This is a genomic window from Streptomyces sp. NBC_01381, from assembly GCF_026340305.1.
GTDB lineage: Bacteria > Actinomycetota > Actinomycetes > Streptomycetales > Streptomycetaceae > Streptomyces.
The window spans coordinates 2,210,638-2,223,904 of the sequence record NZ_JAPEPI010000002.1 but is presented as its reverse complement, the minus strand read 5'-3'; the positions used below and the strand labels follow the sequence as shown (position 1 = coordinate 2,223,904).

The 13,267-nt window shown below is 69.0% G+C and carries 7 protein-coding genes and 5 pseudogenes; 7 read left to right on the top strand and 5 right to left on the bottom strand.

What is annotated here, in order from left to right:
- Positions 1–483: 483 nt before the first annotated feature.
- Both OG453_RS31555 and OG453_RS31550 read left to right on the top strand, forming a co-directional pair.
- Positions 484–1,196: pseudogene (locus tag OG453_RS31555) on the top strand (phytanoyl-CoA dioxygenase).
- Between the two features lie 9 nt (positions 1,197–1,205).
- Positions 1,206–1,997, top strand: a complete 792-nt coding sequence (locus OG453_RS31550) for an HAD family hydrolase (protein ID WP_323178719.1) — start codon at positions 1,206–1,208, stop codon at positions 1,995–1,997.
- 207 nt (positions 1,998–2,204) lie between these two features.
- Here the strand turns inward: OG453_RS31550 and OG453_RS31545 are convergent.
- From OG453_RS31545 to OG453_RS31535, 3 genes and pseudogenes are all read right to left on the bottom strand, one after another.
- Positions 2,205–3,054, bottom strand: a pseudogene (locus tag OG453_RS31545) (IS5 family transposase).
- 24 nt (positions 3,055–3,078) lie between these two features.
- Positions 3,079–3,711, bottom strand: coding sequence for a Crp/Fnr family transcriptional regulator (locus OG453_RS31540; protein WP_266871963.1), 633 nt, complete (start codon positions 3,709–3,711; stop codon positions 3,079–3,081).
- A gap of 375 nt (positions 3,712–4,086) precedes the next feature.
- Complete coding sequence (locus OG453_RS31535) at positions 4,087–4,314, bottom strand: hypothetical protein (protein ID WP_266871962.1); 228 nt, start codon at positions 4,312–4,314, stop codon at positions 4,087–4,089.
- 611 nt (positions 4,315–4,925) lie between these two features.
- On the opposite strand from OG453_RS31535, the gene OG453_RS31530 reads away from it, so the two are divergent.
- The 4 genes and pseudogenes from OG453_RS31530 to OG453_RS31515 form a co-directional block, all read left to right on the top strand.
- Complete coding sequence (locus OG453_RS31530) at positions 4,926–7,457, top strand: hypothetical protein (protein ID WP_266871961.1); 2,532 nt, start codon at positions 4,926–4,928, stop codon at positions 7,455–7,457.
- A 467-nt stretch (positions 7,458–7,924) separates the two neighbouring features.
- Positions 7,925–8,299, top strand: a complete 375-nt coding sequence (locus OG453_RS31525; RefSeq protein ID WP_266871960.1) for a GntR family transcriptional regulator — start codon at positions 7,925–7,927, stop codon at positions 8,297–8,299.
- Between the two features lie 99 nt (positions 8,300–8,398).
- Positions 8,399–9,232, top strand: a pseudogene (locus OG453_RS31520) (IS5 family transposase).
- Positions 9,233–9,359: 127 nt separating this feature from the next.
- A pseudogene (locus OG453_RS31515) lies at positions 9,360–9,927 on the top strand (transposase family protein); the annotation flags it as partial.
- A 30-nt stretch (positions 9,928–9,957) separates the two neighbouring features.
- Here OG453_RS31515 and OG453_RS31510 read toward each other — a convergent pair.
- Together OG453_RS31510 and OG453_RS31505 are read right to left on the bottom strand one after the other, a co-directional pair.
- Positions 9,958–10,091: pseudogene (locus tag OG453_RS31510) on the bottom strand (IS5/IS1182 family transposase); the annotation flags it as partial.
- A gap of 239 nt (positions 10,092–10,330) precedes the next feature.
- On the bottom strand, positions 10,331–11,809 hold the full coding sequence (locus OG453_RS31505) for an MFS transporter (protein WP_266871959.1): 1,479 nt from the start codon (positions 11,807–11,809) through the stop codon (positions 10,331–10,333).
- Between the two features lie 190 nt (positions 11,810–11,999).
- Between OG453_RS31505 and OG453_RS31500 the strand changes: the two genes are divergently transcribed.
- Positions 12,000–13,052, top strand: coding sequence for an Lrp/AsnC family transcriptional regulator (locus tag OG453_RS31500; RefSeq protein WP_266871958.1), 1,053 nt, complete (start codon positions 12,000–12,002; stop codon positions 13,050–13,052).
- Positions 13,053–13,267: the final 215 nt, after the last annotated feature.

Sequence of the window (13,267 nt, the reverse complement as noted above, 5' to 3'; positions counted from 1 at the left end):
GGGTAACCCGGCAGCCTGCCCGCAGAGAGCGCCCTCCGCTGGACCGGCAGAACCTCTCAACAAGGTTCTTCGTCCCAGGTCAGGAAGGTACTTTCGTCTTCTCGCCTCACAGCCGTACCCAATGATCCGTCGCCATCGCCGAATGAGTCAGCGATGGGGTCGGGCGGGCGTGTCAACGAGCTCTACCTGCTGGCGTCGCGGGCGGGGCTGGCGGCAGCCGCAGGGCGCCGCCAGCGCTTGGATGCTGCTGTGGGCCTTCGATGCGCTGCTGGAGCTCGGTGAGCTGGCCGGTGATGCAGCGCGCGTACGTGGCGAGGAGTACGGGGACGCTGCTGCCGGCCCACGCTGCGACCTGGGCGGGTGTGACCGCAGGGCGGTTGCTTCCGGTCTCAGAGGAGTCAAGAAGCGGCTCGGTGAACACCCGACAAAAGCGGTGCGGAGAATGTCGGGTGATCGGGACCGGTGTCGCCACACGATGGGGGCATGGATGACACGACCTTGGTATCCCGTTTCCTCCGCGACGGCTTCGTGAAGTTGGAGGGCGCCGTCGCGCCGCGCGTGGCCGCGGGCTGCGCGCGCCTGCTGTGGCGAGAGACGGGCTGCGACCCGGACGACCCGTCGACGTGGACGCAGCCCGTGCACTGGGTGGGCGGCATGGCGCAGGGGCCGTTCGCCGCTGCACCCAACTCCCCGTCCCTGCAGCGCGCGTACGACCTGCTCGTCGGCGCCGGACGCTGGGAGCCGCGCTACTCGCTGGGCACGTTCCCGCTGCGCTTCCCGAACGAGGAGGAGCCGGACGACGCGGGCTGGCACATCGAGGGGAGCTATCTGCCGGAAGGCGAGAGCTGGTACTTCACAAATCTGCGCTCCCAGGGCCGGGCGCTGCTGATGCTGTTCCTGTTCAGCGAGGTCGGTGAACAGGACGCCCCGACCCGGATCCGGGTCGGCTCGCACCCCTTGCCACCGGGTCTCCGGGAGACGTCTTCCTGTGCCATCCGTTCCTGGTGCACGCGGCGCAATCGCACCATGGGGTGCGTCCGCGCTTTATGGCCCAGCCGCCGCTGATGCCGGCCGCACCGTACGAACTGGAACGGGCCGACGGCACGTACGCACCCGTGGAGATCGCGATCCGTCGGGGCCTGGGACAGGACACCCCCGGTCCGGACGGGTACGGCACCGACTGCAGCGCCGGGTAGACATGCTTCATCCGCTCCTGGAACTGGGCGGAGAACCAGTGCCCGGGCAGCGGCACGTCCGGCAGCGCCGCGCCGGCCGTTGTCGACCATCGGGCCAGTGCTGCCCTCAACACACCAGCCTCACGACGACATGCCGGACAAGATCACGCGAAGAGAGCCGTCTTCGATCTGGACGGCACCCTGGTCGATCGTCGAAGCGCGGTCTTGGAAACGATCGGCCAGATCGTCCAGGCCGCGCCGAACGCGACGGCTCCACCGGAGGAACTGGTAACGCTGTGGTGGACGCTGGAGGCGCGCCACATGAGGGGATGCCTGGCCGGTCAGTGCTCCTTCGCTGAGCACCACCGACGCAGGCTCCGTTCCTTCCTGCCGATGCTCGGCGAGCCGGTTCCGGAACGCCCAGGTCTTCTGGACGCCTGGATCGCCGAGCGCTACCTCACCGTGTTCGAGAAGTCCTGGCGGTGCTATCCCGGTGTCCAGCCCTGCTTGGAAACCCTGAAACGGCTACTCCTCGAATACTTCGAAGCCGTCCTGACCCCGACCGAGCTCGGTACGGCCAAGCCCGCCGCCTACACCACCGCCTGCCAGCGGATGCGGAACGACCCCGCCCAGGCGGTGAACGTGGGCGACATGCTGGAAAGCGATGTAAACGCGGCCGCCCTCGCCGGACTCACCGGCATCTGGCTGGACCACGGCATCGACTTCGTCACCCGTGGACCATCACCAACGGCAGACGAGACGGTACTCCGCATCGAACGGCTCACCGACCTCCCCGACCGCCCATCACGCACGAACGCCTGACGGGCTCTCACGGCCGCCGTGGGGTGTCGGTAAGGAATCCCAACCAGGCCGATCGACCCGACAAGACCCAGTGATCAGCAACTGACTTCTATCGTGCGGCTACTCGTCACCCTGCCTCGTCCCGGAGGCGGGCTGCGTCGAGAATCGTGATGCGAGCCCTGGCCAGGCGGAGCAGACCGCGCTCGGCGAAATCGGGTCTTACAACGGCTAACACAATGAGCCGAGTTGTCGGTGGGTGATGAGACAGCAGGCGAGTTTGAGGAACGCTTCGTGGATGTCGGCCCTGCGTTCCCATCGGATGCGCAGACGTCGGAAGCCGTGCAGCCACGCAAAACTTCTCTCCACGACCCAGCGGTAGGTGCCCAGTCCGGTGCCGTGCAGGGTGCCGCGGCGGGCGATCGCGGGCACGATGCCGCGGGCGCGGACCTGGTCGCGGTAGACGTCATGGTCGTAGCCGCGGTCGGCGAACAGCGAGTCCGGCTTGCGGCGGGGACGGCCGACCCGGCCGCGGATGGGCGGGATCGCATCGAGCAGCGGCAGGAGTTGGGTGACGTCGTTGCGGTTGCCGCCGGTCAGCAGGACCGCAAGCGGAGTGCCGTGCCCGTCGGTGATCAAGTGGTGTTTGGAGCCAGCCCGGCCCCGGTCGACCGGCGAGGGGCCCGTGTGCTGCCCCCTTTTAAAGCCCTGACGTGGGAGGAGTCGACCACGCACCGGGACCAGTCCAGCCGTGAGGCCGCGTTCAGCTCGGCCAGCAGGACCTCGTGCAGCCGCTGCCACACGCCGGCCTCATTCCAGTCCCGCAGACGGCGCCAGCACGTCATGCCCGAGCCGAAACCGAGGTCCTGCGGCAGGTACTCCCACTGGATTCCGGTGTGCAGCACGTACAAGATCCCGCACAGCACCTCCCGGTCCGGCAACGGCCTGCGGCCCGGATACCGGAAGCGTCGCTCACGCTGCGGCAGCAGCGGCTCGAGGTGATCCCACAGTTCATCCGAAACGATCCACGGCGACGTCCCCACACCGAGAGAACGCTCAACTCCCGCCCTGGGCACGGCAAGCAGGAGCGATCCACCTCATTGTGTTAGCCGTTGTTAGCGCAGGTTTCGCGGGAGGTGCCAGCGAGCGCGGCAAGCTGTTCGTGGGTGAAGGCGATCTGCGGATGCCGGGCCGTGGGCCGCAGAGGGCCTGCCGAAGGCTGGGCAGTGGCGAGGGTGTCCAGGGTGGTGGCTACGCGCTGGGCGACGGTCTTGAAGACGCTGTCAAACAGGCGCTGTTCAAGCTCAGCTAGCCGACGGCCGAGGATCGCGGTAATGCGGGCGGAGATCCGCGGGTGGGCGAGGAGCAGTCGGTGGACGTCGGTGCAGGTCATCACGGAGACGGTGACGTCGTCGAGGGCTTCGGCGCAGTTGCCGTACATCCGCTGCCCGAGCAGGACCATCTCGCCGAATTTCGTGCCGGGTGTGACGATGGCCGTGGTCAGCGCTCGGCCATCGGCAGAGACGCGGCAGACGCACGCCCGGCCCTGCTTGAGGAGAAACAGCACCTCGCAGGGCTCGGTCGGAGCGAACAGCAACTTCCCAGCCCCGTACGTCTTCACCGGCGCAGCCTCTGCGATGCCAGCCATCTCCTGCTCACTGAGGTCGCAGAAGATGTCGACCTCGGCCAAACACCAGTTCCTGGCGCCCTCCGCGGCGGCGGGTGCGGCATCGGTCATCAGGTCTATCTCCTCGCGTCGTCCCGGGGCCCACGGCGGAGGCGCACTGCCCCACGCCGGGTTGGCCAGCGCCTCAGCGCAGTCGGCCACACTGCGCCTGATGAAGGCCGCCTCGCCCTTCTGCCGACGCACCGTGGCACGGCGCTCCCGCGCAGGAGGGCGAGGCAGTGGCCTGCGCATCACCGACAACGCGCAGACCGGCCGCCCGTGGGGAGCTACGGGCGGCCGGCTCCCTGGACACCTGAGGGGAGCCGTCCTGTGTGTGTGCGCTGAGGCGAGGTTGCCTTCAGGTCGTGACCACATCATGGGATGAGCCTGGTGCCGGGGTGGCGTCTCCTTCCGGCCATGGCCCTCACCGGGAGAACCCGTGGCCTTTCACCGGGAGAACGTCGTGCAGAGGAGCGCGGCCAGGACGGTCAGGCAGGCGAGTGCTGCTATCGCGTACCACGTTCCGGGGAGAGCTACGGCCCGTGCGGGTGCTGCGGCCGCGGGTAGGCGGCGCGGGCTGGCGTCGGCCCGGTGCACCGAGCTGTCCAGCCAGTACGCGCCGGTCAGCGCGGCGTGATGGGTCGAGGTAATCGGCCCGGAGGAATTCGCGTCCACCCACGGTCAACGCTCGGGACGGAAGCGGGTTTCCGCTGCGCCCCGGGCAAGCGTCGGGCATCCGGAAGCGGCTGTACCGCCAGCGCGTGAAGGCGTGCTCTCGGCTTGACGGTTCAGTTCGGCTGGATCACCTGCCCGTTCGGAGCGAGCCTCATCGCCTTTGCCGTAGGTGAGTTGGTGGTCGTGGTCGCCGTTGTGGCATGCGGTCGCGGTTATCGCGTCCGTATGACGGGATGCTTGGTGTCCGCGAGGCCGGACCGAACTGCCCGCCCACGAGGATCTGCACCGGTCCGCTGTCAGCATGAGACAAATGGATTCAACTCGCTTGCTGCATAGGTAATTTGGGACATCTCAGTTGAGCACCCCAGGGACACCGTGCAGCGAATTCCCTGGCGGATGCCACCGACTTGATCTGTGGGGGCGCGCAGGTTGTTCATTGGGGCACGAAGGGTAGTGAAACGTCACTGTCGGCCGCCCGGTGACACACACCCTCATATGCGTGGTTATCCCATACGTCAACGACGGCGGCCAGGAGGGCGCGTGTACATGACTTCCCCGAGCCGTGCCATGGCGCCCCAGAAGAGGACGTCAACTCTCCCGCACCGGGAGGGATGTTGACCAAGTCACCCAGAGACATCGCCAAGATCCTTGAGGCGTACGACCTGACTCGTTGCGCCTTCTCGGCCGCCAGGCTGGCCGGGTGCGACCCGAAGACCGTCAAGAAGTACGTCGACCGCCGCCAGGCCGGTCTTGCACCGGGCCAGGCAGCCCGCCGCCCGCGGGTCACCGACCCATTCCTCCCCAAGATTGAGGAGTTGGTTGATCACTCCAAGGGACGTATCCGTGCCGATGTGGTCCACCAGCGCCTCGTGGCCATGGGTTTCACCGGAACCGAACGCACCACCCGCAGGGCAGTCACCGAAGTGAAAGCGGCCTGGAAGGACGGCCACTGGCGCCACCACCGCCCCTGGGTACCCGAGCCGGGCATGTGGCTACAGGCCGACTGGGGCCAGGGCCCCACGGTCGCCGGGCGTCGCACCCAGTTGTTCTGTGCCTGGCTGTCCTGGTCAAGGTTCCGGGTGCTGCTCCCGGCCTGGGACCGGACACCTGGCACCTGGGTGTCCTGCCTCGACACCACCTTGCGACGGATCGGCGGAGTCCCCACATACGTCCTGACCGGCGCCTCAGGGACCGTGACGGTCGACCGGGCCCTGGGGAACGCGCTTCACGACCCGCAGCTGGTGGCCGCGGGCACGCACTACGGGTGCACGGTCGCGGCCTGCGAGGCGTTCAGCCCGCAGGCGCCGGGCGGCGTCGAGGAGATCGTGCGGATCACGGAAGCCGACCTGGTACCCACCACCGCGCCGCTCCGCGGCGAGTACGGCTCGCTCGCGGAACTCACCGCAGCCTGCGATGCCTGGTGCGAGCAGGCCAACACCCGTGCACATCGCGCCGCCGAGGCCCCGCCGGTCTCGCGACTGGTCGCCGAGCGCGATCACCTGCATCCCGTTCCGGCCGCCCCGTACGACGCTGTGCTCGGCGAGGAGTGTGTCATCGACAACGACCAGACGATCGGCTTCTCCGCCGCCCGCTATCCGGCCCCACCCGGCTTCGCCGGCGCTCGGGTGTGGTGCCGGGCCGTCGGCGACGAGCTCGCCATTACAGCGATGACCGAACAGGGACTCGAGGAGATCGCCCGGCATCGGCTGCCAACACCCGGCAGTTGCGGGTCCGTTGATGCTCCGCAGCGCAACCTGCCGGACAGCCGGGCGGCCGGTCACCTGTCCCCGCCCCCGCCGCATCGGGCTTCGAGCACCACAACCGACCGGGAGCATGAGCTGGGCGAACCGCTGGAGCGACTGCTCTGCGCGCGCCTGTCAGTCTTCGCAGGCGGTTTCGATCTGAGCGCCGCGCAGGCAGTCTGCTCTGGCGGCCCGCTCTCGCCCGAGAAGCTCACTCCTCTCCTTGACGCCCTGGTGGCCAAGTCAATCGTCGGGCGCAGGGCGGACGGCCCGGGCTCCATGCGTTACGACATGCAGGACACGGTGCGCGAGCAGTGCGGGCAGTGGCTGGAGGACCTCGGCGAGGTGAGTGCGACCCGACGCCGCCACCGGGACTTCCACCTCGACTTGGCTCACCGAGCTGACGCCGAGTGGATGGGACCCGTCCAGGTCTATTGGTACGAGCGCATGGCCGCCGAGCACGCCAACCTCCGTGCCGCACTGGAGTTCTGCCTGTCCGAGGGCGACGGCTCCACCGCCTTGGAGATGGGCGGCGCGCTCTGGTTCTTCTGGTTCGGCTGCGGGCACGCGCGCGAGGGCTACCGCTATCTGCAGCGCGCGCTCGACCTCGGCCACGAGCCGGATCCGCGGCGCTGCGCGGATCCGCGGTATGCCAAGGCGCTGTGGGCCTGCGGCATCACGGCCATCCAGCAAGGCGACGGCAAGGCCAGTAGCCGGCTGGGGGCCCAGCTCCGCAAGGCCGCCCACGACACCGGCAGCCCGGACATGCTCGCTGCCGCCTCCTACCTCCAAGGCAGCAGTCTCAGAATGCGTGGAGCACTGGCCCGCGCCGTCGAGGTATTCGCCGTCGCACCCGGCTCACCCGGCGGCGAGGGCTCGTACGAGGCGGCATGGCCCCTGCTCCGGCTGGCCAGATCGGCAGCTCATGCCCGCCTCGGGGAAGCCGGCCCCGCCCTGGCCACCGCACAGGACCTGGGCAGGTACTGCACGGAGATCGGTGACACGTGGATGGGCGGCTGGGCCCACTACGCACGGGCGCTGGCTACCCTCGAATTGGGGAGGCCGGACGAGGCCGCTGCCCTGGCCCGCTCGGCCGTCGAGGGAACGGCCCGGCTGAACGACAGCTTCGGATGTGCCGCAGCCCTCGACTTGAAGGCTTCGGCGATCGCGGCCGCGGGTCGTGGGAAACGGGCGGCCCACCTGCTCGGCACCGGCCAGCAGATCTGGCAGACCCTGGGCCGGCCTCAGATGGGCATGCCCCAACTCGTCGCCGCTCGTATGGCCACCGAGCTCCGCATCCGCCATCACATCGGCGACACCGCATACCAAACGGAGTACAGAGCCGCCTTGGAGACGGACACCGAGACGGGCATCGCGCAGTGCCTTACCGACGGGGTGTAGAAGCGCCCTCCACGTAGGTGAGTTGGAGCTATTGGCCCGTGTCGGGCCTCACTCTTTTAATGTATCCACCCATTGGGAATTCTGGTGTCCGTCAGGCCGGACCGGCTTGTCCGCAATTCAGCCCCGGAGCGAGGTCCGTGATGAGGGCGCCTGGCCAGTGGACCGTGCCTTCACCGACCAGCTGATCCTCGGGTCTTGGCGGATGGTGCTCGGAACGCCGGCCCTCGCGGATCGGCTCCCACACGATCTGGAGTTGCCCGGCGCGCATCCGTGTGGATTCCGGTCCAGAATTGGCAGCACCCGACCGACACGCGCTGGACCTCACACTCACTAAGAGTGAGCTAACAGAAACGGATTCGGCGGCCATCTCCCTTTGGTGGTCGGCTCGTTGGACAGTGCATGGGGAAGGGAAAGGGTCCACCGTGGCTGGCCCTGTTCACTCTGGTGGCGCCCCAAGCAGTCCGACAATGACCGGCCCTTCCGTCCGCGTCGACACAGCCAGCCCGGTTCCGCCGTACGAGCAGATCCGCACCCAACTCGCAGCCCTGATCGTCACCGGCCAACTGACCGAGGACGAACGCCTGCCCACCGTGCGTCAGCTCGCTGCCGACCTGGGCCTGGCACCGGGCACAGTGGCTCGCGCTTACCGCGAACTGGAGGCCGTCGAGCTGATCCGCACCCGCCGTGGCGCGGACACTCGGGTCGCGGCACTCCCGTCCGAACGAATGCACCCCAACGCAGAGCAACTCGCCATGCTGGCACGGAACTTCACATCAGCGGCCCGCGCTCTCGGCGCCGACACCCAAGCCATCCTGACCGCCGTCCGCAAGGCCCTGGACTGAGAGGCCGCGCAGACAGTCAACGGGTGGGGCCAGCTGCCAGACGAGACAGGCGCAGGTTCCGTGAACATGAAGTTGATGCTCTGTGATCACGGGAGACCTATGCCTGCGCTGCCGTCATGGCTGACCGAACCACTGTGGGACCAATTCGCTGCCCTGTTGCCCCCGCGGCCCGAGTTCCATCCGGCCCACCCATTGGGCTGCCACCGGCGCCGGATCAGCGACAGGATCGTGTTCGACAAGCTGCTGCAAGTCCTTCCCTTCGGCTGCTCCTATGAAGCGATCGCGGACTCCACCTGCTCGGCCACCTCGATCCGCAACCGCCGGGACGAGTGGATACATCTGGGGCTGTTCGCCCGACTGAAGCAGATGGCGCTCGACGCCTATGACCGCATCGTCGGTCTCGTCCTCGATCAGATCGCCGTGGACGGAGCTATCACCAAGGCCCCGGGCGGCGGGGAAGCAGCCGGACGTTCACCGGTCGACCGGGGCAAGCAGGGCATGAAGCGTTCAGGCATGACCGACGGCTACGGCATCCCCCTCGGTCGCGTCCTGGCCGGCGCCAACTGCCACGCTCCTGGCCCCAACACTCGATCTATTGGCCGAACTTGGTCCACTACCCGACGAGGTAACCGTGCACCTCGATGCCGGATATGACTTGGCCAAGTCGCGCACCCGGCTCGGCGAGCGGGGACTGCACGGCCGGATCACCCACAAGGGGACAAGGCACCCGTCCAGGCCACCCGGCGGTGGCATATCGAACGCACCCTCGCCTGGCAGAACGCCTTCCACCGACTCGCACGCTGCTACGAACGACGAGGCAGCGTCATCGAAGCCTTCTTCGACCTCGCCGACACGATCACCACCGTCCGTAGCCTGATCCGCCGAGCCTGGACCACCCACCGCTGGGACACACGTCCTCGACGCCGCCCATGACCGGGCGCCTATCTGCGCGACCTCTAAACGGCATCAAAGCCGGAGTGTTTTCCAACATCGAGGCGTTGTCCAGAGTTGGACGTCCCTGGGAACAACGAAGCTCCCGGTAGACGGGTTCTCAACCAAGATCACCCATGTCTGCCAGGAGCTTCGAGCGCTTATCTACCCGTCGGCGATCGATCTGTCCAACCGCACTCTGCGATACCTGAGCCGGCAACTCGCGGCCCGGCAGCGGGAGATCGGGACACAGCGGCGACGTCTGCCGACTGGACGCCAGGCCCTGTTGGTGCTGGCGCATCTGCGGTGCGGCGATACCTACGCCCAGCTCGCCACGGGGTTCGGCATCGGGATCGCGACCGTGTTCCGTCTACATGCGCGAGGCCGTCGAAGTGTTCCGTCCCTGACCGAGGCGATACGGACGGCCCGGGCGAAGGCGTTCGTCTTCCTCGACGGCACCCTGCTGCCGATCGACCGGATCGCCGCCGACACCCCGTATTGCTCGGGGAGGCACAAATACCATGGCATGAACGTCGAAGTCCTCACTGATCCGTTTTGGTCGCCTGCTCTGGGTCTCGCCCACCCTGCCCGGCTCGACCCACGATCTGACCGCCGCCCGGCCTCACGGAATCGTTGAGGTCATGGCCGACGCGGCACTCAAATGCTGGGCGGATACGGCGTATCAAGGTGCTGGCGGGCGGTTCGGGTGCCCTGATCACGAACCAGATCACTTGCAACGGGACACCGGCCTTCACGATGTCGGTGGCGCGGTTGGTGCTGCAGCGGAGCTTCGAAGTAGACGCCAGCCCTTCAGGTGGGCCATGGCCTGCTCGCCGAGGCAGCAGATCTTGGCGTGGCTGCTGTAGTGACGGCGCTTCCATCGCTTGAGGCGGCAGCCCCGGAACGGGTGTGACCTGTGGCGACCAGATGGGTTGAGACGCCACGATGGGGATTTCTCAGTTGATCTGGTTCCGCAGGAATGAATGCTGGTCGTGGTCTCAGTTGATCTGGTCCGGCGGAGACGGATGTGGGTGACACCAGCTTTGGGCGTTCAACCACGTCTGGTAGACGCCGTAGATCTTGAGAGGGCCGTCGTGCCTGTCACGCCCAGGTCGGAGATCCGGGTCGCGAACGGGTTCCGCGCCGTCCCGTCATCGCGGCCGCGGCGATCGCGGTCGCCGCCAGGATTGCCCCGGCCGTGCCGAGCGCGGCCTGCGCAGCGCCGCGCGGGGTGCCGTCTCCGGCGAGGTAGACGCCGCCGACCACCGCGACGCCGAGCGTGCCGCCGAGTTGCTGGACGGCGTTGAGGAGCCCGGCCGCCGAGCCGGTCTCCTGCGGGCCGACGCCGCGCAGCGCGGTGGTGAAGAACGGCGGGGTGAACAGGCCGGTGCCCAGGCCCGCGACGGCGAGCGCGAACGGCAGCGCCGCCGGGTACGCGTCGGGCGCGGCGGACCGGTGGGCGACGATCGCGGCGGCAAGCCCGACAGCGAGGGCAGCGATCCCGGCGTGCATGACGCGGGTCCCGTGCCGCGGGACCAGGTACGCCCCTGCCGCCCATGACCCGGCGGCCAGCCCGGCAGACCACGGCAGCAGGGTCAGGCCCGCGGTGAGCGGGCCGCGGTGCAGGCCCAGTTCCAGGTGCAGGACCACGGTGATCATGACGCCGTTCATGACGGCGAAGAACAGCGTGGAGGTGGCCAGCGCGGCGGGGAACGCGCGGCCGCGCAGCAGAGCCGGTTCGATCAGCGGGGCCCGGCCGCGGCCCGCGGTGCGGCGCTGGTGGGAGACGAACAGCACCAGGACGGCCGCGCCCGTGCACGCCGCCGCCCATCCGGCCGGTCCCGGCGTGCCGGTCGCCAGCGGGCACACCACCAGCGCGGTGCCGGTCATCGCCAGCACCGTCCCCACCGGGTCCAGGCGCGGCCGGACCGGCGCGCGGTCCTCGCGCAGCCGCCGTGCGATGACCAGGACGACGGCGGCGAGGGGGAGGTTGACCAGGAAGCAGGCGCGCCACGACGAGCCCAGCAGGTCGGCGTGTGTCAGGACCCCGCCCAGCACCGGGCCCAGGACCGCTGACAGGCCCATGACGGGGCCGATCGCGCCCAGCGCCTTGGGCAGTTCGTCGCCGTCGAACATCGCCCGGATCAGGCCGAACGTCTGCGGGATGATCAGCGCCGCGGCGGCGCCCTGCAGCGCGCGCAGCCCGATCAGCGCCTCGGCGGTCGGCGCGAGCGCGCATGCCAGGGACGTGGCGGCGAACGCGGCGACGCCGATGCGGAAGACGCGGCGACGGCCCGCGATGTCGCCGAGCCTGGCGCCGGTCAGCAGCCCGAGCGCGAATGCGAGGGTGTAGGAGGCGCTGAACCACGGGATGGCGGCGTCCGCTCCACCCAGATCGGTGTGGATGACCGGGCCCGTAACCTGGACGATCGTGGCGTCCAGCAGATTCATCGCCTCGGCGACCAGCACCGCGGCCAAGGCGTGCCACCGCCACCGGTACGCAGGCGGCGGCACGGGCCCGCCCGCTTCCGAGTTCGGGTCGGTGCCGATCGGCGTGCCGTGGCCGGTGCTGCGGGACATACGTCTCCCCTGGGTGTGCGGTGCGCGGCTTGTGGTGCGAGGTCTGTCGTGCACGGTGTGTCCGGGACGGCGGCCCGCCAGGCGGGCGACCCGGGACCGGTGACCACCGTCCCGCCCAGCAAACGCGTGGTTCCATCCCCATGGCGGAATTCGGTGATTACTACCATCGAGGTCGGCTAATTTGGTGGATATGCTCGTACTGGACGATCTGGACCGCGGCCTGATCCATGCCCTGCAAGTGGACGGGCGGGCGCCGTTCACGCTCGTCGCCGACATCCTCGGCTCCTCCACCCAGACCGTGGTGCGCCGCTACCGCCGCCTGTACGCGCAAGCGGGCCTTCGCGTGGTCGCACTGCCCGCGCCGCGCAGCTCCGGCACCCACCAGTGGTTCGTGCGACTGACCGCCGCGACGCGCACGGCGCACGACATCGCGGTCGCCCTCGCACGCCGCCCCGACACCTCGTGGGTACGGCTGACCTCCGGCGGCACCGAGATCGTCGCGATCATCCACACCACGCCCACAGGCCCCGACGCACACGCGCTGCTGCTGCGAGACATCCCGCGCACCGCCGGAATCACCGCGGTGTCCGCGCACTACCTCCTGCACACCTACCTCGGCGGGCCGACCCCGTGGCGCGGACGCGTCGCCACCCTCGACGCCGCCCAGCAGGCACGCCTGCGCGCCGAAAGCGCCACCGGCACAGGGCTGGGCACGGGCACGGCTGGCGTCACCGGGACGGCAGCGGAAGCGGACACGGGAACGGGCACAACGGAGGCCGAGCCAAGCGGCCCCGAGTACCTGCTCACCGACGCCGACCGCCTCCTGCTGGACGCGCTGCGCGACGACGCCCGCCTCAGCTACGCCGAGCTTGCCGCCGTCACCGGTTCGACGCCGTCCACGGTGGCCCGCAGGCTCACCGAACTGCGGGCGCGCGGCGCGCTGTTCTTCGACGTGGACATTGAACCGTCGATGCTGGGCGTGACCGTGTCGGCGCTGCTGTGGATGCAGGTCACGCCCGCGCATCTGGAGGCGGTCGCCACCGAGCTGGCCGGACACCAGGAGCTGGCGGTGGTCGCGGCGACGACAGGACCGACGAACCTGGTCGCGCACGCGCTGTGCCAGGACGCGGAGGAACTGCACCACTACCTGACCCGCAAGGTGGCGTTGGACGCGATCGCGCGGATCGAGACCGCGCCGGTCCTGCGCACCTACAAGGCCGCTGCGACGCTGCGCATCGGGTGACGGGCCGGACCAGGTTCCGCGCGTCGTCCGCACTCCGACTACAGCGTGCGACTTGTCGGGGAACGGCGGCTTCGGGAGCGCGGGGCCTACAAACACATCGGCGAACCAGGTCACCTTATGCGGCCAGCCCCATCACGATCCGGACCGCACCCTCACGGAACTCCGGCTCGAACTTCCGACGCTGCTCTGCCATGCCCCAACTTCCCCGGCAGTCA

Excerpts from the sequence above, each read along its gene's own strand:
- OG453_RS31540 (WP_266871963.1), bottom strand. The coding sequence starts at position 3,711 with ATGACCGATGCCGCACCCGCCGCCGCGGAGGGCGCCAGGAACTGGTGT.
- OG453_RS31530 (WP_266871961.1), top strand. The coding sequence starts at position 4,926 with ATGTTGACCAAGTCACCCAGAGACATCGCCAAGATCCTTGAGGCGTAC.
- OG453_RS31525 (WP_266871960.1), top strand. The coding sequence starts at position 7,925 with ATGACCGGCCCTTCCGTCCGCGTCGACACAGCCAGCCCGGTTCCGCCG.
- OG453_RS31505 (WP_266871959.1), bottom strand. The coding sequence starts at position 11,809 with ATGTCCCGCAGCACCGGCCACGGCACGCCGATCGGCACCGACCCGAAC.
- OG453_RS31500 (WP_266871958.1), top strand. The coding sequence starts at position 12,000 with ATGCTCGTACTGGACGATCTGGACCGCGGCCTGATCCATGCCCTGCAA.